This window comes from Silvania hatchlandensis (assembly GCF_025564065.1).
Taxonomy (GTDB): domain Bacteria; phylum Pseudomonadota; class Gammaproteobacteria; order Enterobacterales; family Enterobacteriaceae; genus Enterobacter; species Enterobacter hatchlandensis.
Genome location: NZ_JAMGZK010000035.1, coordinates 87,811 through 110,484, shown reverse-complemented (window position 1 = coordinate 110,484; position 22,674 = coordinate 87,811). Strand labels below are relative to the sequence as shown.

19 protein-coding genes and 1 other RNA gene are annotated in these 22,674 nt (G+C 55.5%); 9 read left to right on the top strand and 11 right to left on the bottom strand.

All coding sequences use genetic code 11. The features are described 5' to 3' along the window. Positions 1-196 precede the first annotated feature (196 nt). Together mscK and acrR are read right to left on the bottom strand one after the other, a co-directional pair. Positions 197-3,547 (bottom strand): mechanosensitive channel MscK, encoded by a 3,351-nt coding sequence (gene mscK, locus M8014_RS02350; RefSeq protein ID WP_271280952.1) that lies wholly within the window; start codon positions 3,545-3,547, stop codon positions 197-199. A 111-nt stretch (positions 3,548-3,658) separates the two neighbouring features. Then, on the bottom strand, positions 3,659-4,312 hold the full coding sequence (gene acrR / locus M8014_RS02345) for a multidrug efflux transporter transcriptional repressor AcrR (RefSeq protein ID WP_271280951.1): 654 nt from the start codon (positions 4,310-4,312) through the stop codon (positions 3,659-3,661). Positions 4,313-4,454: 142 nt separating this feature from the next. On the opposite strand from acrR, the gene acrA reads away from it, so the two are divergent. The 5 genes from acrA to M8014_RS02320 all read left to right on the top strand — a co-directional run bounded on the left by acrA (position 4,455) and on the right by M8014_RS02320 (position 10,607). Further along, complete coding sequence (gene acrA, locus M8014_RS02340) at positions 4,455-5,648, top strand: multidrug efflux RND transporter periplasmic adaptor subunit AcrA (RefSeq protein WP_271280950.1); 1,194 nt, start codon at positions 4,455-4,457, stop codon at positions 5,646-5,648. A gap of 22 nt (positions 5,649-5,670) precedes the next feature. After that, complete coding sequence (gene acrB, locus M8014_RS02335; protein ID WP_271280949.1) at positions 5,671-8,808, top strand: multidrug efflux RND transporter permease subunit AcrB; 3,138 nt, start codon at positions 5,671-5,673, stop codon at positions 8,806-8,808. A gap of 430 nt (positions 8,809-9,238) precedes the next feature. Then, positions 9,239-9,631 (top strand): Hha toxicity modulator TomB, encoded by a 393-nt coding sequence (gene tomB / locus M8014_RS02330; protein WP_271280948.1) that lies wholly within the window; start codon positions 9,239-9,241, stop codon positions 9,629-9,631. A gap of 8 nt (positions 9,632-9,639) precedes the next feature. Beyond that, entirely contained in the window at positions 9,640-9,858 is a 219-nt protein-coding gene (locus M8014_RS02325) for an HHA domain-containing protein (protein WP_271267755.1), read from the top strand. Positions 9,859-10,142: 284 nt separating this feature from the next. After that, entirely contained in the window at positions 10,143-10,607 is a 465-nt protein-coding gene (locus M8014_RS02320; RefSeq protein WP_271280947.1) for a YlaC family protein, read from the top strand. Positions 10,608-10,676: 69 nt separating this feature from the next. Here the strand turns inward: M8014_RS02320 and ykgO are convergent, their stop codons facing one another. Further along, complete coding sequence (ykgO, locus tag M8014_RS02315; RefSeq protein WP_003859006.1) at positions 10,677-10,817, bottom strand: type B 50S ribosomal protein L36; 141 nt, start codon at positions 10,815-10,817, stop codon at positions 10,677-10,679. A gap of 231 nt (positions 10,818-11,048) precedes the next feature. Between ykgO and M8014_RS02310 the strand changes: the two genes are divergently transcribed. Further along, complete coding sequence (locus M8014_RS02310; protein ID WP_271280946.1) at positions 11,049-12,611, top strand: EAL domain-containing protein; 1,563 nt, start codon at positions 11,049-11,051, stop codon at positions 12,609-12,611. 36 nt (positions 12,612-12,647) lie between these two features. Here the strand turns inward: M8014_RS02310 and M8014_RS02305 are convergent, their stop codons facing one another. The 4 genes from M8014_RS02305 to yczE all read right to left on the bottom strand — a co-directional run bounded on the left by M8014_RS02305 (position 12,648) and on the right by yczE (position 18,007). Further along, positions 12,648-13,001: a DUF1428 domain-containing protein gene (locus M8014_RS02305; RefSeq protein WP_271267752.1), complete on the bottom strand. Its 354-nt coding sequence runs from the start codon at positions 12,999-13,001 to the stop codon at positions 12,648-12,650. A gap of 60 nt (positions 13,002-13,061) precedes the next feature. Next, positions 13,062-16,148, bottom strand: a complete 3,087-nt coding sequence (locus M8014_RS02300) for a beta-galactosidase (RefSeq protein WP_271280945.1) — start codon at positions 16,146-16,148, stop codon at positions 13,062-13,064. 103 nt (positions 16,149-16,251) lie between these two features. Next, on the bottom strand, positions 16,252-17,319 hold the full coding sequence (locus M8014_RS02295; protein WP_271280944.1) for a LacI family DNA-binding transcriptional regulator: 1,068 nt from the start codon (positions 17,317-17,319) through the stop codon (positions 16,252-16,254). Positions 17,320-17,395: 76 nt separating this feature from the next. Further along, positions 17,396-18,007: a membrane protein YczE gene (gene yczE, locus M8014_RS02290; RefSeq protein ID WP_271280954.1), complete on the bottom strand. Its 612-nt coding sequence runs from the start codon at positions 18,005-18,007 to the stop codon at positions 17,396-17,398. A gap of 88 nt (positions 18,008-18,095) precedes the next feature. On the opposite strand from yczE, the gene yczR reads away from it, so the two are divergent. Next, positions 18,096-19,517 carry a MocR-like transcription factor YczR gene (gene yczR / locus M8014_RS02285; protein ID WP_271280943.1) on the top strand — a complete coding sequence of 474 codons (1,422 nt, stop codon included), beginning with the start codon at positions 18,096-18,098 and terminating at the stop codon, positions 19,515-19,517. A 139-nt stretch (positions 19,518-19,656) separates the two neighbouring features. Here yczR and M8014_RS02280 read toward each other — a convergent pair whose 3' ends face one another. From M8014_RS02280 to ffs, 3 genes are all read right to left on the bottom strand, one after another. Beyond that, on the bottom strand, positions 19,657-19,875 hold the full coding sequence (locus M8014_RS02280) for a hypothetical protein (RefSeq protein WP_271267747.1): 219 nt from the start codon (positions 19,873-19,875) through the stop codon (positions 19,657-19,659). Further along, positions 19,872-20,123, bottom strand: a complete 252-nt coding sequence (locus tag M8014_RS02275) for a hypothetical protein (protein WP_271280942.1) — start codon at positions 20,121-20,123, stop codon at positions 19,872-19,874. The genes M8014_RS02280 and M8014_RS02275 overlap by 4 nt, the downstream gene beginning before the upstream one ends. Before the next feature lie 292 nt (positions 20,124-20,415). After that, positions 20,416-20,512, bottom strand: an RNA gene (gene ffs / locus M8014_RS02270) — signal recognition particle sRNA small type. Positions 20,513-20,690: 178 nt separating this feature from the next. Between ffs and M8014_RS02265 the strand changes: the two genes are divergently transcribed. Beyond that, positions 20,691-21,002 carry an MGMT family protein gene (locus M8014_RS02265; protein WP_418939592.1) on the top strand — a complete coding sequence of 104 codons (312 nt, stop codon included), beginning with the start codon at positions 20,691-20,693 and terminating at the stop codon, positions 21,000-21,002. Between the two features lie 29 nt (positions 21,003-21,031). Here the strand turns inward: M8014_RS02265 and M8014_RS02260 are convergent, their stop codons facing one another. After that, positions 21,032-21,601, bottom strand: a complete 570-nt coding sequence (locus M8014_RS02260) for a YbaY family lipoprotein (RefSeq protein WP_271280941.1) — start codon at positions 21,599-21,601, stop codon at positions 21,032-21,034. A 208-nt stretch (positions 21,602-21,809) separates the two neighbouring features. Between M8014_RS02260 and tesB the strand changes: the two genes are divergently transcribed. Continuing rightward, complete coding sequence (gene tesB, locus M8014_RS02255) at positions 21,810-22,670, top strand: acyl-CoA thioesterase II (protein ID WP_271280940.1); 861 nt, start codon at positions 21,810-21,812, stop codon at positions 22,668-22,670. Positions 22,671-22,674 lie beyond the last annotated feature (4 nt).

Here is a 22,674-nt window from a genome sequence, read left to right as displayed (position 1 = left end):
CGTAATGACATGGTATCTCTCGCATCCCAGGGCATAAGTGGCTCCATAAACGGGTTCTTATGCCTTAGTTGTAAGTGTCTACCATGTCCCCGAACAAGTGTTCACTATGTCCCCGGACTGTACACCCTAAAAGGGAGAGGGAGAAAAGCAGACCGGTGATAATCTTTCAGCCTGCTCCAGACGGTTCCCTCTCCCTTTAAGGGAGAGGGTTAGGGTCATCGCTCTTAACCTCGCGCTTCACTTCCGTATGCTCGTCACCCTTTTCATTGCGCAGGTGAACTTCAAGCTGGTTAAAGGCGATGTTAATGTCGTTTTCACGGCACAGACGCTCGATGGTGCGGTTCAGCTCGTCCACCGTGTAGCTGCGATCGCGCAGTTCACGCACGTACAGGCGCAGCTCATGATCTAAGGTGCTCGGCCCGAAGGTGGTGAAGAACACCGCCGGTTCCGGATCGTGCATCACCTTTGGATGCTCACTTGCCGCCTGCAGCAGGATTTTTTTCACTTTATCCAGATCGGAACCGTAGGCCACGCCGAGACGGATCACCACGCGGGTGATGGTATCGGAGAGCGACCAGTTGATCAGGCGCTCGGTCACGAATGCTTTGTTCGGGATGATCACCTCTTTACGATCGAAGTCAGTGATGGTGGTCGCACGGATGCGGATCTTGCTGACGGTCCCGGAGAAGGTTCCGATGGTCACCGTATCGCCGATTCGCACCGGACGCTCGAACAGGATAATCAGACCGGAGACGAAGTTACCGAAGATCTCCTGCAAGCCAAAACCAAGGCCGACCGACAGCGCCGCGGCCAGCCACTGCAGTTTATCCCAGGAGACCCCGAGTGAGCCGAAAACGGTCATCGCGCCCGTCACCAGAATCACATAGTTGAGGATGGTGGTAATGGCGTAGGATGCCCCCTGACGCATGTTCAGGCGTGAAAGCACCAGCACTTCCAGCAGGCCCGGTAAGTTGCGGATCAACGCCCAGGCGACCATCGACGAGACCAGCGCGAACAGCAGGCTGCCCATAGTGACGTTTTTCACCACCGCGGCGCCCGCTTCGGTGCCGTTGTAGTGCCACAGGGTAATACTGTCGAGATAGGCAAAAACGGTGATTAAATCAGACCAGATAGCCCAGAACAGCACGCCAAATAACGCCACCATTACCAGCATGGTAATACGCAGCGTCTGCTGGTTAACCTGCTCCAGGGCGATGGTTGGCTCTTCCTGCGGCTCTGCGCCTTCTGCCCCCTCTTTCACCATATTCTGCCGACGCGCGAGCGCACGGCGGTAGGCAATACGACGGGCCGCCACGCTCAGGCCGCGCAGTACGGTCTGGTACAGCAGGTTCCAGATGATCACCAGGTAGACGGTTTCAATCCAGCGGCCCGACAGGCGTAACGTGGTATAGAAATAGCCCGTTGCCGTCAGGATCATCAGCGCCAGCGGAATGATTGACAGGATAGTCACCGTCGCCAGGCGGATGGTATGGGACTCTTTATCACGCCAGCTGTCGCGGCACATCGGCCACATCAGGACGCTAATCAGCAGCAGGTTCAGCAGGATGACAAACTGCCCCAGAACGTCGTCCATCAGATGCAGCGGAGAAAGTTCCGACACTACCGACCAGAAGTGAAGCGGCAATAGCGCCAGGCTGACGCGCACAATCTGGCGCCGCCAGTGGCTGGTCAGTTGGGCAGGCATATTGAAGTGGCTTACCGCCACGCCGTCTTTTTCCAGCACTTTCCAGCACAGGCCGAAGACCAGCCAGAACAGCGCCAGCTTCTTGCTGAAGGCCCACAGCAGATCGCTGATGTTGAGCTGCATGGTCAGCAGGATCAGCCCCGCCGCCAGTATCAGCAGGCACACCGGCATGGCGCGGATCAGATCGATAAGGATGGCTTTCGGGGTATGAAGCTGACTGTCGTTACGCAACTGCCCCACTTCGTTTGCCAGCTTCGCCTGGTACTTTCGCAACCAGCCGAGACGCCAGCGGATCAGGCCAGCAATCAGCAGCAGCGGCAAACCGGCCAGGAACGCAATTGCCACCGCAGGGCCTGCTTTTTCCCAGTTAACGGTGATTTTCATCGCTTTAATCTGGTCTTTCAGCATACCCGGGAAGGATTTAATCCAGTCCCAGTCCATCGGTTTGTTGCTGTTAACCCAGAAGATTTGCTGGGTCAGGATCTCCTGCAGGCTTTTGGAAACGCTCACCAGTTGCTGCTGGTTGATCTGCAGGTTGATGGCCATCATCAGCTGGTTGCCGAGCTGTTTGTTCAGCTGATCCAGCAGCTCACGACGCATATCCACCACCTGCAACAGCGCATCGTGGACTTCATCATTCACATCGCTGGCGTGCCCTTCTTCTACTTTGGCGACAAAGGCATCGCTCTGGAACATCTCGTCGCGCTGCTGGTTGACCTCAAACTGTTCAAGACGCAAGTCCGCGATGCGGTTGGTCATATCCTCCAGCTCATCGGCAGAAGGTAATATCTGCTGCTGTTGATACAGGATACGCGACAGCAGCAGGCTGCCTTTCAGCACCGCGATCTGCTCTTTAATATTGCGTTCAGACTGCAGAGCACGATCCAGCCAGTTTTTGACCTTAATGTTCTGCTGAACCAGGGTGTTGCCGTTTTCTGTCGCCGTAATCAAACGTTGGCTAAGCTGATGGTTAACGTCCAGCTCTTGCTTCACCAGTGGATTTTGCTGAATACGCGCGGTTTCGTCCGGGTTAACGGCCTCCTGCGCGGTTTTCTCCGTCAGGGTAAGCCGCTTGCTGTTGACCGCTTCCTGCAGCAGCTGCAGTTGGTGCTCAAGGCGGTTGATATTGGCGGTGACATAATCGCGCTGTTTTTGCAGGGTATCCTGCAGCACGGTATTGCCTTCCAGGCTCTTACGCTGCTGGTCAATTTGCGCGTTAAGCAGCAGTTGCTGAGTGAGCAGGAGCGTTTGCTGGGTCGGGCGCAGGGCGGCTTCTCCCGCAGAGGTGCCATTCAGGCGGTTACGGATCTGCTGCAGCTGTTGAGACGCGGTGTACATCGCATTCTGCACGCGCTCGGGCTGCGTTTGCAGAGAGACCAGTTGGCTGTTGTAGGTCGCAAGATCGCTTTGTGCGTTTTGCAGATCATCCAGCACCTGCGTCACCCGCGATTCGAGCTGGCGTAGCGACAGTGTTGCCAGCGTTTTGCGCGTTTCATCGTCGTTATCCACATCACCCAGGGCGTTCAGGCTATCAGTTGCCTTACGCATGGCTTCGGGTGCCTGCGCCACTTTCTGGCGCAGCTGGGTGGTTTCGGCTTTGATGCGCTCAAGCTTATCGAGCGTTTCCAGGGTCTCAGTAAGATCCTGCTGAATCAGCTTATCCTGGGGATTAAGCTCTTTTTGTTTGCTCAGCGCATCGAGCTGGGTTTGCACGTCTGCACGCGTTGGCGTGTCATTGGCATTATCAGCACGGGCAAACGCGGCAGGCGCCGCCATAAAACTGAGAAAAAAGAGAAAAATAAGAATAAATATAGGATGCTGTCTGTGTGTGTAGTGCGACATAGTTATAAGTAATTTGTGTGATGAATGACCAAAGAGACCGGCGTGAAGAATATCACGGCGGCCAGGTGCAAAATAGCATCAACTGTTGGGTCCAGGACAATTCCTGGGCGATCAGGCAGAGGGCGAATCGGACGGGGCGCGCAGGGTTGGGCAAAGCTGATACATTTCAAGCAGGATAGCCACGTAGTCGCGGGCTTCGCGGTGCAGATCGAACGACTGCGGGGCAAACAGCCAGTTTTCCATAATGCCGGAGATATAGCTGCGCATCAGGATCGCCGCGCGGCGGGTGAGCAAATTGGCCGGCAGCATCCTGGCTTTTATACAGTGCATCAACGTTTGTTCAATACGATCGTAACTTTCCAGACATAAACTGCGCTGCGCCTGTTGCACGATCGCCATCTCTCCGACAAACTCGCATTTGTGGAAAATAATCTCCATCATCAGACGGCGGCGCTCTTCAATAACAGTCGCCTCAAGGATATAGACCAGAATTTCTCTCAAAACTGAGAGTGGATCGTCAGGGAATTTTGCCCGATACTCAGTCTCGAGATCCCCAAGACTGGATTCTGACAGCTCCCAAATTTCACTAAATAAATCAGACTTATTTTTGAAATGCCAATAAATCGCACCGCGGGTTACGCCAGCAGCCTGAGCAATCTGCGCCAGTGAGGTCGAAGAGACACCCTGTTGCGAAAACAAGCGCATAGCAACATCAAGAATGTGCTGGCGTGTCTCAAGTGCTTGTTGTTTGGTTTTTCGTGCCATACGTGGGTGAATTTACGGGAGTCAGATTTACATACATTTATGAATGTATGTACCATAGCACGACCATAATTTAAACGCAGCAATGGGTTTGTGGACTTTTGATCCATTGATCAATTTGAAATCGGAAACTCGAGGTTTACATATGAACAAAAACAGAGGGTTAACGCCTCTGGCGATCGTTCTGATGCTCTCAGGCAGCTTAGCGCTTACAGGATGTGACGAGAAACAGGCTCAACAAGGAGCGCAGCAGGTGCCAGAAGTTGGCGTTGTAACGCTCAAAACCGAACCTCTCCAGATAACGACAGAATTACCCGGCCGTACCAGCGCTTACCGCATCGCGGAAGTGCGTCCTCAGGTGAGTGGCATCATCCTGAAACGTAACTTCACCGAAGGTGGCGATGTTAAAGCGGGCGACTCCCTGTATCAGATTGATCCAGCAACCTATCAAGCCTCGTATGAAAGTGCGAAAGGCGATCTGGCTAAAGCCCAGGCGGCGGCAAAGATTGCGCAGTTGACGGTTAACCGCTATCAAAAACTGTTGGGTACGCAATACATCAGCCAACAGGAATACGATAGTGCTCAGGCAGATGCACAGCAGGCTAACGCTGCCGTTACCGCAGCGAAAGCCGCAGTTGAAACCGCACGTATTAACCTGGCCTACACCAAAGTGACCTCGCCAATTAGTGGCCGCATTGGTAAATCGTCCGTTACCGAGGGTGCGCTGGTGCAAAACGGCCAGACCAACGCGCTGGCAACCGTGCAGCAGCTGGACCCGATTTACGTTGACGTGACCCAGTCCAGCAACGATTTCCTGCGTCTGAAGCAGGAGCTGGAGAGCGGTAAGCTGAAGCAGGAGAACGGTAAAGCGAAAGTGGAACTGGTCACCAGCGATGGCATCAAGTTCCCACAAGCGGGCAGCCTTGAGTTCTCCGACGTTACCGTCGATCAGACGACCGGCTCCATTACCTTACGCGCGATCTTCCCGAATCCGGATCATACGCTGCTGCCAGGTATGTTTGTTCGTGCCAGCCTCGAAGAAGGGACGAACCCAACCGCCCTGCTGGTTCCTCAGCAGGGTGTCACCCGTACACCGCGTGGCGAAGCCAGCGCCATGGTGATCGGCGCTGAAGATAAAGTCGAAGTTCGCCAGATCACGGCAACCCAGGCGATTGGCGATAAATGGTTAGTGACCGATGGTCTGAAAGATGGCGATCGCGTCATCATTACCGGATTACAAAAAGTTCGCCCGGGCGCCCAGGTCAAAGCGCAAGAGGTTACCTCTGACAACCAGCAGCAAGCTTCAGCGAACGGTCAGTCAGAACAACCTAAGTCTTAACTTAAACAGGAGCCGTTAAGACATGCCTAATTTCTTTATCGATCGCCCCATTTTTGCGTGGGTGATCGCCATCATTATCATGCTAGCCGGGGGACTTGCGATCCTGAAGCTGCCAGTTGCGCAATATCCAACGATTGCGCCGCCAGCTATTTCAATCGCCGCAACCTACCCTGGGGCTGATGCAAAAACGGTGCAGGACACCGTCACTCAGGTTATCGAACAGAACATGAACGGTATCGATAACCTGATGTACATGTCCTCCAACAGTGACTCCACCGGTACAGTACAGATTACGCTGACCTTCCAGTCCGGTACGGATGCGGACATCGCGCAGGTTCAGGTGCAGAACAAACTGCAGCTGGCGATGCCGTTACTGCCGCAGGAAGTACAACAGCAGGGCGTAAGCGTGGAGAAATCCTCCAGTAGCTTCCTGATGGTTGTTGGCGTTATCAACACCAACGGCACCATGACGCAGGAGGATATTTCCGACTACGTGGGCGCCAACATGAAGGATGCGATCAGCCGTACTTCTGGTGTGGGTGACGTGCAGCTGTTCGGTTCTCAGTACGCAATGCGTATCTGGATGGACCCGAACAAACTGAACAACTTCCAGCTGACCCCGGTTGATGTGATCAACGCCATTAAAGCGCAGAACGCCCAGGTTGCAGCCGGTCAGTTAGGCGGCACGCCGCCGGTGAAAGGCCAGCAGCTGAACGCCTCGATCATTGCCCAGACCCGTCTGACCTCGGCAGATGAGTTCAGTAAAATTATGCTGAAAGTGAACCCGGACGGTTCACAGGTTCGCCTGCGCGATGTTGCGAAGGTTGAGCTGGGTGGGGAAAACTACGACGTAGTCGCCAAGTTTAACGGCCAGCCGGCTTCCGGTCTGGGGATTAAACTGGCAACGGGCGCTAATGCCCTGGATACGGCGACGGCGATCCGTGCTGAACTGGAGAAGATGAAACCGTTCTTCCCATCAGGCCTGAAAATCGTTTACCCGTATGACACCACGCCGTTCGTGAAAATCTCCATTCACGAAGTAATCAAAACGCTGGTCGAAGCGATCATCCTGGTCTTCCTGGTGATGTATCTGTTCCTGCAAAACTTCCGTGCGACGCTGATTCCAACCATCGCCGTTCCGGTCGTTCTGTTAGGGACCTTTGCTATCCTGTCGGCCTTCGGCTTCTCAATAAACACCCTGACGATGTTCGGCATGGTGCTGGCGATAGGCCTGCTCGTAGATGACGCCATTGTGGTGGTAGAAAACGTCGAGCGTGTGATGTCCGAAGAGGGGCTGCCGCCGAAGGAAGCGACCCGTAAATCGATGGGGCAAATCCAGGGTGCGCTGGTCGGTATCGCGATGGTGCTGTCAGCGGTATTTATCCCGATGGCCTTCTTCGGGGGCTCCACCGGTGCGATTTACCGCCAGTTCTCCATCACTATCGTATCGGCGATGGCCCTGTCGGTGCTGGTCGCACTGATCCTGACCCCGGCACTGTGCGCCACCATGCTTAAACCGGTATCGAAAGGCAGCCACGGTGCTACCACCGGTTTCTTCGGCTGGTTTAACCGCATGTTCGATAAGAGTACGCATCACTACACCGACAGCGTGGGTAACATCCTGCGCAGCACCGGCCGTTACCTGCTGCTCTACATCATCATCGTGGTCGGCATGGCGTATCTGTTCGTGCGTCTACCAAGCTCGTTCCTGCCGGACGAAGATCAGGGCGTCTTCCTGACGATGGCGCAGTTGCCAGCGGGTGCATCGCAAGAGCGTACCCAGAAGGTGCTGGATGAAGTGACGGATTACTACCTCACCAAAGAGAAAGCCAACGTTGAATCGGTGTTTGCGGTTAACGGCTTCGGCTTTGCGGGTCGTGGTCAGAACACCGGTATCGCCTTCGTCTCTCTGAAAGACTGGAGTGAACGCCCTGGCGAAGAGAACAAAGTTGAAGCCATTACTGGCCGCGCGATGGGCACCTTCTCGCAGATTAAAGATGCGATGGTGTTCGCCTTTAACCTGCCAGCGATTGTTGAACTGGGTACGGCAACCGGCTTTGACTTCCAGCTGATCGACCAGGGTGGTCTGGGCCATGAAAAACTGACTCAGGCGCGTAACCAGCTGTTTGGTGAAGTGGCCAAACATCCGGATCTGCTGGTGGGTGTACGTCCGAACGGCCTGGAAGATACGCCGCAGTACAAAGTCGATATCGATCAGGAAAAAGCCCAGGCGCTGGGCGTATCGATCAGCGACATCAATACCACTCTGGGCGCAGCCTGGGGCGGTAGCTACGTCAACGACTTCATCGACCGCGGTCGTGTGAAGAAAGTGTACGTCATGTCCGAAGCGCAGTATCGTATGCTGCCGAACGATATCAACAACTGGTATGTTCGCGGCAGTAACGGGCAGATGGTGCCATTCTCCGCGTTCTCAACCTCACACTGGGAATACGGTTCACCGCGTCTGGAACGTTACAATGGTCTGCCATCAATGGAGATTCTGGGTCAGGCAGCGCCAGGAAGAAGTACCGGTGAAGCCATGAATATGATGGAAGAACTGGCGCGTAAACTTCCGGCCGGTATCGGTTATGACTGGACGGGGATGTCCTATCAGGAACGTCTGTCCGGCAACCAGGCCCCTGCCCTGTACGCCATTTCGCTGATTGTTGTGTTCCTGTGTCTGGCAGCGCTGTATGAGAGCTGGTCGATTCCGTTCTCCGTTATGCTGGTTGTGCCACTGGGGGTCATCGGTGCCCTGCTGGCGGCCACATTCCGCAGCCTGACGAATGACGTTTACTTCCAGGTGGGCCTGCTCACAACCATTGGGTTGTCGGCGAAGAACGCGATTTTAATCGTCGAATTCGCCAAAGATCTGATGGATAAAGAGGGCAAAGGTCTGATTGAAGCGACGCTGGATGCTGTCCGTATGCGTCTGCGTCCGATTCTGATGACTTCACTGGCGTTTATCCTCGGGGTTATGCCGCTGGTTATCAGCTCCGGTGCCGGCTCCGGTGCGCAGAACGCCGTAGGTACGGGCGTAATGGGCGGGATGGTTACCGCGACCGTGCTGGCTATCTTCTTCGTTCCGGTGTTCTTTGTGGTGGTTCGTCGCCGCTTCAGCCGTAAGAACGACGATATCGAGCACAATCACCCGGTGTAATGTGATTGGTTTTGCTTTAACTGTTAAAAAGGCCGCGTTTGCGGCCTTTTTTTTCGCAATTGAAAATCATAAAATAAGCTTATTGGCGACTTATATATTTTATGCCACTGTTATACCGCTTCTCATAATTAAGTGAATACGCTTACAGAAATTCTCAAATTGTTGCGTAGCATCTGAGTTATTAAGACAATTCCTGGTGTTTTTTGGGTGCCGGCGAGAAGTTAAAATAAAGCCGCTCAGTCTGAAAAATGCGTAATGTGCTGCGTAATTGTAATTTTTCGTAATAGCGCGGTGAAATCCGTTTCAGAGTAGATTATAGTTAAAGACAACAGCGTAAACACAAATCGCAGTCGTCATTGACGTAAGTCAGTTGTACCCATCCCGACAACGCGGTTCGGTGAGTAAAAAATCACTCAGAAGGGGATGCGCTATGGACGAATACTCGCCCAAAAGGCAAGATATTGCACAGTTGAAATTCCTTTGTGAATCCTTGTACCATGACTGCCTTTCCAACCTCGATGAAAGCAACCATGGCTGGGTAAACGATCCAACCTCTGCCATTAATTTGCAGTTAAACGAGTTGATTGAGCATATAGCGACCTTCGCGCTTAATTATAAAATTAAGTATAACGAAGATAATAAGATGATTGAGCAAATTGACGAATACCTGGATGACACTTTTATGTTATTCAGTAGCTACGGCATTAACGCGCAGGATTTGCAAAAATGGCGTAAATCGGGTAATCGGCTTTTTCGTTGTTTTGTCACTGCAAGCAGAGCTAACCCACTCGCTTCTACAGCTAAAACTATTACAAACAATTAGGTGAATTTATGTCCGATAAACCCTTAACAAAAATCGATTATTTGATGCGTTTGCGACGTTGTCAGTCAATTGATACCCTGGAACGTGTCATTGAAAAAAATAAATATGAGCTTTCTGATAATGAGCTTGCGGTCTTTTATTCAGCAGCGGATCATCGTCTGGCCGAACTTACAATGAATAAGCTGTACGATAAAATCCCGACGGCAGTGTGGAAATTTATACGTTGATCCTGCTGGTCAGACATCCGCAACAGCCAGGCTAACTTTTCCGGTTTTATTCTCATGCTTTTAACTGCGACACACGATGAGTGGTTAGCAGGTTCTTACCCGGGTGGGCGAAGGTTATCGCCCCAGGGCGTCAGTTCGCCAAACCAGCCCACCTCAGATTTCTTGCCTGATACCGGCAACTGTTATGATTTTTCTTAGCGCAACTGTTACTTTTTTCAAACAAACTGGTCACTTAAAATGCACGGATCCCCGTGTTTATTCGTTACTATCCTGAAAGGCAGAAGATGACCGAGATACAACGCCTGCTTACCGAAACCATCAATGACCTTAACGTTCGCGAAAAGCGCGACAACAAGCCACGCTTTAGCATCAGTTTTATTCGCAAACATCCCGGTCTGTTTTTGGCCATGTACGCTGCCTTGCTGGCCACGCTGGCGGTGATGCTGCTATCAGAAACCCTGATCGATTCCGTCTGGCTGCTGGTTGTACTGTTTGTGGTGTTTAATGCCTTCTTCTTTTTCGACGTTAATCCACGTTATCGCTACGAAGATATTGATGTGCTCGATTTTCGCGTCTGCTACAACGGCGAATGGTACAACACCCGTTTTGTCCCGGGTCAGCTGATCGACAGCATTTTGCATTCCCCGGCAGTGAACGCGCAGGAAAAAGAAAAATTACAGAAGATGGTCGCCACCAAAGGCGAACTCTCATTTTACGACGTTTTCACCCTGTCCCGCACGGCAAGCTAAGCCGCGTTACCGGCTTGCTGCCAGCAGAGTCACTGCCAGCAGCAAGCGCGATCCCTCTCCCCCACCCGATTAACGTCTCTTCTTTCTTCCCTGTACGGCCTTAAAGCGCGGATTGGATTTACATATTACATACAGCCGTCCCTTACGTTTTACTATCTGGCAATCAGGGTGACGCTGTTTGGCGCTGCGCAAAGAATTAAGAACCTGCATATCTCACCTCGTGTCGAATACCGTGCGTTGAGTGTTTTGTTATAACATAACAATTAGCATATCCGAGCGTCGTGTGAAAAACAACCCTGCTGAAGGCGTGCAGGATGTTTCCCTGTGAATACAATCAAGGTAAGCGCTATCCTATACCGCTATGCTTAACAGGCTTTTTCACTTAATGGTCATTAGCTTCCGCGCCGCCCTTTCCCGGCGTTTTAAAAAGGAAACAGGAGCATGACAACCCGACAACTGGTGGGCCTGGTGACCTGCGTACTGATCGCGTCAGTACTCATTCCTGTTTGCCTGAGCGTGTGGCTGGCGCACCGTAATGCGGAGGAGACGTTTTTTTCCGATCTGGAGAGTTACTCGTCGCGCGTACAGATACGTACCGACAGAGTGTTTGAGCAGGCGAAGTCTGCCCTGGCGCAGATGGAAACGTTCAAAGGTATCCCCTGCAGTCGGGAACACACCATGACCATGCGCCGCACCGCGATTTCATGGCGCTACGTCCAGGAAGTGATTTTTATCGACGATCTGAAACCGCTCTGTTCCTCGCTGGAACAAGTGAGTCACGCCGCCTCGTTACCTGCGCCAATCCGCGTCACACCCGACGGCTACCGGGCATGGGTGACCGCGCAAAACGATTTGGGCCTCGATCGCTATATGGCGGCGATTGGCACCCAGCAGTACCTCGTGATGATCGATCCGGCCTCGATGATAGACGTGATTCCCTTTGGTGCCTGGCCGATTCACACTGCGCTGGTCGGTACCCTTCATAACATTATTTTCGCCAGCAGCGGCAATCTGGATATGCAGGTTTTTCATCAACTGCAGCAGGAAGGCAACAGTCATCTTCAGCATAACGGCATGATGTATAGCATCCGCAACGTGCCCGAATTGGGGTTTTCCATTGTGGCATGGGCCTCCATGACGCCGTTAAAAGAGAACTGGCACCACCAGCTTTTCTTCTGGCTACCCATCGGGATATTACTCAGCCTGGTGTCGGCCTGGTTCGTCCTGCGTATTCTGCGGCGGCTACAATCGCCACGGCACCTGTTGCTGGATGCCATCAATGCCCGCGAGCTGCAGGTCTATTTCCAGCCCATTGTCGCCTTAAGCAGCGGCAGAATGGTGGGGGCCGAGGCGCTGGCCCGCTGGCGACAGCCAGACGGCAGTTACCTGTCCCCGGATGTTTTCATCACACTTGCTGAGCAAACGGGCCTGACGCCTCAACTGACGGCGCTTATCATTGAAAAGGTGTTTGAAGATATGGGGGCGTGGCTGCGCCAGCATCCCGACCAGCATATTTCGATTAACCTTGCCCCGGCGGATTTACTCTCTGGCGCCGTGCCCCCGCAGTTAAGCCGTCTGCTCAATCACTGGCAGCTGTCGCCTTCACAGATTGCGCTGGAACTTACCGAGCGCGGTTTTGCCGATCCTGCCGTAAGCGCCCCGGTAATTGCCGGTTTCCGGCGTGCGGGCCATTCTGTCTATATTGATGATTTCGGAACCGGATACTCCAGCCTCAGCTATTTGCAGGATCTGGATGTGGATACCCTGAAGATCGATAAGTCATTTGTTGACGCCGTGGAATATAAAAACGTCACCCCACATATTATTGAGATGGCCAAATCATTGAATCTGGCGATGGTGGCAGAAGGCGTGGAAACTACAGGCCAGCTGGCGTGGTTGCGCCGCCACGGAGTGCAGTACGGACAGGGTTGGCTGTACAGTAAGGCCCTGCCGAAAGAGGCTTTTATCCAGTGGGCTGAAAACAACTTCGAGCCGGAAACATAACGTACCCGACGGCCTGATGGCCGCCGGAATTGACGCTTACTCGTCGAGCAGGGGAGAGAAGCCGCCGTAGATCATCCGTTTGCCATCAAACGGCATCGATTCACCAAAGGCTTTCATTCTGGGATCGTTCATCATCTTCTGATTCGCCTCATCGCGAACCGCTTTCGACGGGTATTCGATCCAGCTGAAAACCACCTCTTCGCCCTCTTCCGCTTTCACGGCCATACGAAAGTCAGTTAATTTGCCGTCGGGCACGTCATCTGCCCAACACTCAACAATACGCAGCGCGCCAAACTCTTTAAACAGCGGCGCGGCTTTCGCAGCCATCTCGCGATAAGCCTCCTTATTTTGTGCGGGAACGGCCACCACAAAACCATCGACATACTTCATCAGATAAACCTCCGAAGTGAATGTGCGGCCACATGGTGCAGCCGCCTCAGCCGATTAAGTTTAGTTCTGCTGCCAGATAAAGGTGTAATGCAGCCTCTTATTCTGCAGGATGAACTCCGGCGACACGCTGGGACTCCACGAGTCATCGCCCCCGATGCCCATATGGAACGCATCCACATTCAGCCAGCAGCCGGGCTCTTCGCGCAGCAGATGGTGATGGGTTGTCTCACGCAGCTGCGTCTGGCTATAGCGGCTTACGCCGAAGTGGAAATCACCGCGCAGCTGGTGGTGACCGATGTTCAGAGCATGGGTATCACAGCGCAGGCCATTTTCCGTCGGGAAAATATACGGCGTGTGCAATTCTGCCAACGGCAGTTCCCAACGTCCCTGACGGGCGGCCAGCTTACGGTCAGGGTAGTTCTCATACGGCCCCAATCCACACCAGCTCACCGTTTGTGGCGCGTGCGCCAGCTGGCAGCTCAGGCCGATGCGTGCCGGTTCAGGCATATCGCTTGCCACCTGCACCTCCACGTCGCCGTGCAGCACCCCGAGGCTATCAATACGCCAGCATTTACGGCTCAGGAACAGCACCTGGCCCTCGTGCTCCCAGGCATGCAGGGTAACGATAGTCACTGCCTGCGCCAGCTGTTCAGCGTCGCACTGCAGCAGACGCGGTGTCAGGTTGTACATCCCTGCCGCCTTCCAGCGCTCCACCCAGGCGTTCGGGTCGATGCGCGTGGCTTCGCTGACGCCGATATCGTTATCCAGCGGGGCGCGGGTAAAGTTATCGCAGAGCGGCGACAGCAGCGTCGCCTCGCCCGCTCGCCACCACTGAGTCAGGTTTCCGCTAATGCGGCTAAACGCCCAGCGCTGCTGCTGATGCGTGACCACCAGCCCATCGCTCTCTTCCTTCAGCTGCGGCGTTTCTCCCGCTGGCGTCGGCGGGGCGATCGTTAATGGCGCAGGCAGCGACCATTGGTCCCAGGCGCACAGATGGTTTTCCGCGGACCACGGCGTGGCCGCCGGCTGCCAGACTTCCACATTCAGCCAAACCTCACCCGGTGCGGCATCCCACTGTGGCAGGGTGATCGCCAGCCGCTGAACGCCCTGTGGCGCGATATCAAGTACCGTCTCGCCCGTTGCCAGCACCTCCCCTTCACGAACCACAGACCAGCGCAGCTGCTCGTTGTCCGTCGGGCGGAACAGATAATCGCTGTGCACCTCGACGACCAGCGGCGAGTGGCTCTGCAGCGTAAAGGTGAAAAATTGCTGCGCGCGCTGGGCCTCAAACAGGGCAGGATGCGGCGTACGATCCGGGAAAACCAGCCCGTTCAGACAAAACTGCCGGTCATTAGGGGTATCACCAAAATCACCGCCGTAGGCCCAGAACGGATTACCCTGCTCATCGTGCTTCGTCAGTGCCTGGTCAACCCAGTCCCAGACGAACCCGCCCTGCAGGCGCGGGTGTTTACGGAAGGCCTGCCAGTAACTGGCGAAGCCACCAAAGCTATTGCCCATTGCGTGGGCGTACTCACAGAGGATCAGCGGGCGCGTTTCATCCGGCATGCCGATCCACTTTTTAATCGACCATTTCGGCACCGCCGGGAAGGGCTGATCCTGATCGACGCGGGCATACATTGGACAAACAATGTCGGTCGCGGCGGTGTTGGCGCCGCCTCCTTCGTACTGCACCGGGCGCGTCGGATCGGTGGTCTTCACCCAGCGGTACAGGGCATCGTGGTTAGCGCCGTGACCCGATTCATTCCCCAGCGACCAGATGATGATCGACGGATGGTTACGGTCACGTTGCACCATACGGGTTACGCGCTCGCTCATCGCCGGCAGCCAGCGTGGATCGTCAGCCAGGCGGCTCATTGGCACCATGCCGTGCGTTTCGATATTGGCCTCATCCACGACGTACAGCCCGTAGCGGTCGCACAGCCGGTACCAGAGCGGGTGATTAGGATAATGCGAGCAGCGCACGGCGTTAAAATTGTGCTGCTTCATCAGCTCGATGTCGCGGCGCATGGTGGCTTCATCCATCACCTGCCCGTTCTCAGGATGGTGTTCATGACGGTTCACCCCGCGGATCAGCAGCGGTTTGCCGTTGAGTTTCAGCAGGCCGTTACTGATTTCGACCTGACGGAAACCGACGTCGCAGGCTTCAACGTCAAGCACCTGATCCTGCCCATCGCGCAGCACAATGGTTAAGCGATAGAGTTCCGGCGTTTCGGCGCTCCAGAGGGCCGGTTCAGCCACCGGCATCGAGACATTTACGCGCTCCTGCCAGTTACCGCGCTCATCGACCACCGCCGACCCCGGATGCCCGGTGACGCTGGAGACGCGCTCTCCGGCACGCCAGAGCGTAAAGTCGACCTTGCAGTCGGTATAGTCCGTCCCGCCCAGGGTCAGCCCCAGCTGGAGCCGGGCGCGGTCGTAATCGGCATTGAGTTCCGTGACGACATGGTAATCGGCGATGTGAGTGTCAGGCTTATGCAGCAGGGTCACGTCGCGGAATATTCCGCTCATCCGCCACATGTCCTGGTCCTCAAGATAGCTGCCGTCGCACCAGCGCAGCACCATCACCGCCAGCCGGTTGCTGCCCGACCGCAGGAAGGTCTTGACGTCAAATTCCGCAGGCAGACGGCTGTCCTGGGAATAACCCACCCACTGGCCGTTGCACCAGAGATAAAATGCCGAATTGACCCCTTCAAACACCAGCCGCGTCTGGCCGCTTTCCAGCCAGCTGGCGTCCATATCGAATGTGAGCGAGTAACAACCGGTGGGGTTTTCGGCCGGAACAAACGGCGGCGTAACGGCAATGGGATAGGTGACGTTGGTGTAGATCGGGGTATCGAAGCCCTGCATTTGCCAGTTAGAGGGCACTGGCATCGTGACGGCATCCGCGCAGTCTTCTACCGTCCAGCCGTCGGGAACCTGCTCCGGGGCGCTGAAGAAACTGAACTGCCAGTCGCCATTTAGCGAGCGGGTGGAAGCCGTCCGGCCTTCTTCCCGCGCAGCTATCTCTTCACGCCAGCTGTTAAGCGGCGCATGCGCGGCGAGTCGATTCCATTGGGTGACACCGGGATTTTCCCAGTCACGGCGAGTGATCAGGGCGCTGAGAGTCAGCGGAGCAGGATGGGACATAATTACCTCTTTGCGAAGCGCTCACAATTTTCTCTACAATGCCCTGACAGGGTTGCAGGGTAAAGCAGCAGAACGCGGCAAAGCGATGACGATCACAAAAGTCTTAGCGACGCGCCAGCTGCTCGGCGAGGATCGCCAGGGATTTTAGCTGCTGGGCCAGCTCTTCGCTGCCCTGCGGCACGCCGTGGCGGGCCGTGGAATGGCGCTCCACCAGCATCACCGGGATCTGCATCTGCGCGGGCTCGGTTTGCCCCTGCCGGGCCAGCAGCCACTCGACGCTGCGCAGTCCGGCTTCGCGAAACGCCTGACGGACAGTGGTCAGCGGCGGGGTAAACCATGCGCTGTCGGCGGTATCGTCAAAACCGACCACCGACAGCTGCCCGGGAACAGCGACCCCTTTCTCTGCACAGGCGCGCATCACGCCCAGTGCCATTTGATCGTTTGCCACCAGAATGGCCTGCGGCAGCGTGGCCGCCGCCAGCAGCTGATGGCCTTTTTCATACCCCGAGGCGGCACTCCAGTCGCCCTGAGCAACAGCGCAGGGTTCCACACCCGCCGCACTCAGAACCGACAGCCAGCCCGCAAGGCGTGCCCGCGCGGAGACCGAACTTTGCGGCCCGCCGAGCAGGGCGATCCGCTGATGGCCCAGCGCCAGCAGATGCTGCGCCCCAAGCGTAGCCCCCTGCTGTGCGTCAAACACCAGGCTATGCACCCGGGCGGTGGGCGAGACATCCAGAAATAACACCGGCACCGAACCGGCCTGCGCCTGCAGATCCTCTGCCTGCTTATCTTCCAGCGGCACGTTAACCAGTAAGCCCTCGACCCGCTGCGCCAGCAGCTCCTGCACTGCCGCCAGGCACTGCTGGGGATGTTCGACCATTGAGATCAGGACGCTCGCACCGCGTTCGCCCGCGCGGGATTTGACCGCCGAGGCAATTTGTGACGGCGCATGCAGGGCCAGATCGGTAGTGATAAGCCCCAGCGTACGGGTGCGTTTCCCCGCCAGCTGCTGAGCCCCGCGATTGGGAACATAGTGCAGTTCAGCCATCGCCTGCTGCACTTTTTCCCGGGTACGGGCGGAGACATGCGCTGCATCGTTAATGACGCGTGAAACGGTCTGATAAGAAACGCCCGCCAGGCGGGCGACGTCGTAAAGGGTTATGGCTTTCATGGAGTCTGCGTTGCGATCACGGGTGCGACTATTTTGTCACACCCCGGCGCACAAAGCTTGTGAGCGCTTCGCAAATTCAGACAACGCGTTCCGGTTCTGGGGCGATGATCACCTTCGGCCGCTGACGAAACCACGGCAGGCAGATCTGGATCAGTGGGCCAATGCTCAACGCATACAGCACGGTTCCCACGCCAAACGTGCCGCCCAACGCCCAGCCAATCAGCAGAACGGAGATTTCAATTGCCGTGCGCACGCTACGCACCGACCAGCCGGTACGGGCATTGATCCCGGTCATCAGGCCGTCACGCGGTCCGGCACCAAAGCCTGCACCTATGTACATGCCAGTCGCCAGCGCATTGACGATCACCGCTGCCGCCAGCAGCACGCTACGCGCCAGCAGTGAATCGAGAGTGGGGATCAGGGACAGGCACGCATCGGCGGCCAGCCCAATGACAATCACGTTACTGATGGTGCCAAGGCCCGGGCGCTGTCGCAGCGGGATCCAGAACAGCAGCACCAGCGCACCGGTGAGGATCATGATGGTGCCGATATCCATCGCCAGCAGCTTCGCCACCCCCAGATGGAACACGTTCCACGGATCGGCGCCCAGATCCGCCCGAATAAACATCGCCGTAGACAGCCCGTACAGGCTCAATCCGACATAAAGCTGCAGTAATCGACGCGACATGGTGTTTCTCTCTTCGATGGTCTCTGCTTTCATCATTACCTGAAATGGCACTATGATTAATGTCCAGTTTTGAAAAAGTGGACTGCATATGTCATCACGTCGATTTGGAAGTCAGTCGTTAGCTCGCCTGCTGGGTCACTGGCAGCAGAGCGCCTCCCGTATTCCGCTCTGGCGACAGCTGGCCGACGCGCTGCGCCTGCTGATCCTTGACGGGCGGCTGGCGCTGGATACCCGTCTGCCCGGCGAGCGCGAGCTGGCCTTAACTCTGGACGTCAGCCGGACCACCATCAGCAGCGCCCTCGGGCACCTGCGGGATGAAGGTTATCTTGAAAGCCGACACGGAAGCGGATCGCGGGTGATCCTGCCCGACACACGGACGCTCCCTACCCGCGCCCATGCCAGCGCGGCGCTGGATCTTTCTACCGCCGCGCTGGGTGCCGGGCCGGAGATCCATCAGGCGTATACCCACGCGCTGACCGCCATTACGCAGCATCTGACGCAAACCGGCTACGATCAGCTGGGGCTCCTGGCCCTGCGCGAGGCCATCGCTGCACGCTATACGGCACGCGGTTTGCCCACCCGGGCAGAAGAAGTGATGGTAGTGAACGGTGCCGTCAGCGGGCTGGCGCTGGTGCTGCGCATGCTCACCGGTCCGGGTGACCGGGTGGTGGTGGATCACCCTACCTATCCGCTGGCGATCGCCGCCATCCAGGGGGCCTCGTGCCGACCGGTCGGCGTGTCGCTGCCGCAGACCGGCTGGGACAGCGACGGCTTTGCCGCCATCCTCGCCCAGACTGCGCCGCGCCTGGCGTACCTGATGCCCGATTTTCACAACCCCACGGGGCGCTGCATGGATGTGAGCACCCGCCAGGCCATTACGGCGGTTGCCGCCCGGTCACGCACCACGCTGGTGGTGGATGAAACCATGGTCGATCTGTGGTTCGATGCCCCCCCACCGCCGCCGCTGGCGGCCTTCTGCCCGAACGGCACGGTTATCACCCTGGGTTCAGCGGGAAAAAGCTTCTGGGGCGGTCTGCGCCTGGGCTGGATTCGCGCTCCGGCACGGACTATCGCCACCCTTGCCCAGACCCGCGATACGCTCGATCTGGGCTCCCCTCTGCTGGAACAGCTGGCGACTCTGTGGCTTATCGACAACAGCGACACATTTTTACCCGCCCGGCGGCTGATGCTGCGTGAGCGGCGGGATCGCTGTGCGGCGCTGCTCAGGGAACATTTTCCGGACTGGCGCTTTCAGATGCCGCAGGGCGGTCTTTCATTCTGGATTGAACTGCCGGATATGCTGGCTACCCAGCTGGCCGCGCGTGCAGAGGCTGCCGGTATTCATCTGGGGACCGGTACGCGCTTTGGTCTTTCCGGGGCCTTTGATCGCTATCTGCGGATGCCTTTTTCACTCGAACCTGCCGAGCTGGAGAGTGCGCTGCTGCGGCTTAAACCGCTGTGGCTGGGCATCAATAAAAGCGAGCAATCATTAAAGCAAATGCTGGTTTAATCTCTGCGCTTAACAAAGGTGACTGCAATGCTGATATTTATTACAAGAAAGGGTGAGCAATTGCACAAATGACGGGGAGCAGGATGTTAAAAACGTCTGACTGTAATGATTACAGTCAGACATTTTCAGCAGCGGGCGATCAGTGCTGAGCAGGAATAGGAAAACCTTTGAGCGAAATAACAAAATTATCGCCTTCTTTCTTTATTTTTGCGCCGGTATCACACCAGTCAGACGCAATTCGAAAGAACTCATCACTGCCAACATCCCAGCCAAGGCGGACATGTTTGACATAGCCAGAGCGCAGAAGCAGGCAGGCTTCTGAGTAGTCACTGGCGGTGGTTTGCTGATGTTGTTTCATTTTCTCTTCTTCAGAATTTTACGTAATGCTTTGATTTCTTTAGGAGTAAATGGGGTTACGTTCTCTTCTTCCGTGTGCTGATTATCGATATCTTCTTCCGTTACTCCCGCCTCTTCTGCTGCCGCGAATGCCAGTAACAGCAGTTTCTCTGTGGTAACGCTTAAATTCTCATTGTTTACTTCAGCATAATGACGAAGTCTTTCTTTTAACGCTTCGTCAATCTTTACGTTCAGGACCGCAGTCGTCATGTTTTTCACATCCCTGGCAATAATTTCTTAATTTAATACACGAAGTTAACATTATTATCCAGATATATATTCTCTGCTTATATATCATAAAAATGTCACACTCACACTGCACAACATTTATGACAAAATAATGACAGCCATATTTCAGTATGATGACAATCGCGAAAATAAAAAGGCAGGGATGAAAAGATAAAATATACGTATGTTTATCAGGGCTATTGTGTTTAAGGGGAGTGACTGGATGGCGACGCCTGGCGCGTCTTGATGATTGATACCCAGAAATGGGTGGGGGCCCTGCCAGCTACATCCCGGCACACACGTCGTCTGCCTTGGCTGCTTCCTTCCGGATCTGACCTGGTAAACAGAGTAGCGTTGCGGGAGAACCAACAGAGCCCCCATTGAGAGCGTTGTTAACCAACGCGCTGGCGCATTATCACTGTACAGGATGGCAATTGCAAGTTAACCGCGTCCGGGTGATGGTTTATTACCCAAAACGTTTACAGAGTGCGCGCTTTCTTCCCATCTGGTCAGGTAATCCTTATTCTTAAGCTCCACACAGGAGTAAAAATGGACCAGCACGATACTTTTCCTCAGCGAGTCTGGCAGATAGTGGCCTCTATCCCCGAAGGCACGGTGACCACTTACGGCGAGGTTGCACGTCTTGCGGGTTCACCGCGTGCGGCGCGACAGGTCGGAGGCGTACTAAAACGTCTGCCGGAAGGCAGCACCCTCCCCTGGCATCGGGTGGTTAACCGCAGCGGTGCCATTTCCTTAACCGGCCCGGATCTCCAGCGCCAGCGTCAGGCGCTGCTGTCTGAAGGGGTGCAGGTTTCGGGGAGTGGGCAGATAGATTTGCTGCGCTACCGCTGGCGCTATTGAACCGCCCCTCACAATGAGGGGCGTACGAGTTAAAGCTGGGTCGGGGCAGGCGTTGCCGAAGACGGATTAACCTGGGTTGGTGAGGTCGAAGGAACCGTATTGACGGCTCCGCCGGATGGCTGAAGCGGGAGCTCAGTCTGCTGAACGGGCACCAGCACCAGATCGGTTTTCGTACCGCCCTGATTAATGACCGGCTTCACGATATCGGTCATCAGCACAACCTTGTCGTTTACGCTGATCGCCGCACTCAGCAGGATACGCGCGTTAGGCTGGACATCTGCCGGGTTAAACGGCAGTTCAAATTTAAACGGGGCTTGCTTACCTTCAGTACGCGTCGCGCTCTGCGCCAGCACTTTTGACGGGGAATCCGCCAGCGAAGCGTCAGATAAGGTCACGGTTAATACCGCATCCGGTGGCAATGCCACTTTCTGACGGATCCAGATCGTACCTGAAACATTTGGCTGCTGAATAACGGGCGCCGTCGTCGCGGCAGAAGTGTTAGGGTTTGGCGCTGGCGTCTGAATGTCTGCACTTTTATCCGCACAGGCAGAAAGAGCAACCGCTACCGCTAAACCACTTAACATGTGCACGAGTTTCATTGAGTTCTCCTTATCATCAATGCACCAGCGGGATCGATACCGCCAGATGAGTGGCTAACATAAAGATAACGAAAGTAAGTGTGGCACATAGCAATTATTTATGCCTGGAATCGCCTCGTTATTCAGATTATTGCACCCATCGGACCACTTGCTATTCTGCGTTATACTCTGCCTATCTTTCGCCACGGCGTATTCATTGAGGACGACTATGAGTCAAGCACTAGGCAATCTGCTGACATTATTAAACCTGGAAAAAATTGAAGAAGGACTCTTTCGGGGACAAAGCGAAGATTTGGGTCTGCGCCAGGTTTTTGGCGGCCAGGTTGTAGGCCAGGCCCTTTATGCCGCCAAAGAGACGGTGCCGGAAGACCGTCTGGTGCATTCGTTTCACAGCTACTTCTTACGCCCCGGTGACAGCCAAAAACCGATCGTGTATGACGTTGAAGTCCTGCGCGATGGCAACAGCTTCAGCGCCCGTCGCGTTGCCGCCATCCAGAACGGCAAACCGATTTTCTATATGACCGCCTCTTTCCAGGCGCCAGAGCCGGGATATGAGCATCAGAAAAGCATGCCGCCTGCGCCTGCGCCGGACGACCTGCGTTCAGAAACCGACATTGCCCGCGCGCTGTCGCACCTGCTGCCCCCGCAGCTTAAAGAGAAGTTTCTCTGCGATAAACCGCTGGAGATCCGCCCGGTTGAGTTCCATAACCCGATGAAGGGGCACCCTGCTGAGCCCGCACGTCAGGTGTGGATCCGCGCAAACGGCACGGTTCCGGAAGACTTCCGCGTCCATCAGTACTTGCTCGGCTATGCCTCGGACTTCAACTTCCTGCCGGTTGCCCTGCAGCCGCACGGGGTCGGTTTCCTTGAGAAAGGCATGCAGGTGGCGACCATCGACCATTCCATGTGGTTCCACCGTCCGTTCAATATGAACGAATGGCTGCTGTACAGCGTGGAGAGTACCTCGGCGTCGAGCGCGCGCGGATTTGTTCGCGGTGAGTTCTATACCCAGGAGGGTGTGCTGGTGGCATCGACGGTGCAGGAAGGGGTAATGCGTAACCGGGGATAAAAGC

Bases quoted from the DNA above. Each gene is read 5' to 3' on its own strand.
- mscK (WP_271280952.1), bottom strand. From the start codon at position 3,547: ATGTCGCACTACACACACAGACAGCATCCTATATTTATTCTTATTTTT.
- acrR (WP_271280951.1), bottom strand. From the start codon at position 4,312: ATGGCACGAAAAACCAAACAACAAGCACTTGAGACACGCCAGCACATT.
- acrA (WP_271280950.1), top strand. From the start codon at position 4,455: ATGAACAAAAACAGAGGGTTAACGCCTCTGGCGATCGTTCTGATGCTC.
- acrB (WP_271280949.1), top strand. From the start codon at position 5,671: ATGCCTAATTTCTTTATCGATCGCCCCATTTTTGCGTGGGTGATCGCC.
- tomB (WP_271280948.1), top strand. From the start codon at position 9,239: ATGGACGAATACTCGCCCAAAAGGCAAGATATTGCACAGTTGAAATTC.
- M8014_RS02325 (WP_271267755.1), top strand. From the start codon at position 9,640: ATGTCCGATAAACCCTTAACAAAAATCGATTATTTGATGCGTTTGCGA.
- M8014_RS02320 (WP_271280947.1), top strand. From the start codon at position 10,143: ATGACCGAGATACAACGCCTGCTTACCGAAACCATCAATGACCTTAAC.
- ykgO (WP_003859006.1), bottom strand. From the start codon at position 10,817: ATGCAGGTTCTTAATTCTTTGCGCAGCGCCAAACAGCGTCACCCTGAT.
- M8014_RS02310 (WP_271280946.1), top strand. From the start codon at position 11,049: ATGACAACCCGACAACTGGTGGGCCTGGTGACCTGCGTACTGATCGCG.
- M8014_RS02305 (WP_271267752.1), bottom strand. From the start codon at position 13,001: ATGAAGTATGTCGATGGTTTTGTGGTGGCCGTTCCCGCACAAAATAAG.
- M8014_RS02300 (WP_271280945.1), bottom strand. From the start codon at position 16,148: ATGTCCCATCCTGCTCCGCTGACTCTCAGCGCCCTGATCACTCGCCGT.
- M8014_RS02295 (WP_271280944.1), bottom strand. From the start codon at position 17,319: ATGAAAGCCATAACCCTTTACGACGTCGCCCGCCTGGCGGGCGTTTCT.
- yczE (WP_271280954.1), bottom strand. From the start codon at position 18,007: ATGTCGCGTCGATTACTGCAGCTTTATGTCGGATTGAGCCTGTACGGG.
- yczR (WP_271280943.1), top strand. From the start codon at position 18,096: ATGTCATCACGTCGATTTGGAAGTCAGTCGTTAGCTCGCCTGCTGGGT.
- M8014_RS02280 (WP_271267747.1), bottom strand. From the start codon at position 19,875: ATGAAACAACATCAGCAAACCACCGCCAGTGACTACTCAGAAGCCTGC.
- M8014_RS02275 (WP_271280942.1), bottom strand. From the start codon at position 20,123: ATGACGACTGCGGTCCTGAACGTAAAGATTGACGAAGCGTTAAAAGAA.
- M8014_RS02265 (WP_418939592.1), top strand. From the start codon at position 20,691: ATGGACCAGCACGATACTTTTCCTCAGCGAGTCTGGCAGATAGTGGCC.
- M8014_RS02260 (WP_271280941.1), bottom strand. From the start codon at position 21,601: ATGAAACTCGTGCACATGTTAAGTGGTTTAGCGGTAGCGGTTGCTCTT.
- tesB (WP_271280940.1), top strand. From the start codon at position 21,810: ATGAGTCAAGCACTAGGCAATCTGCTGACATTATTAAACCTGGAAAAA.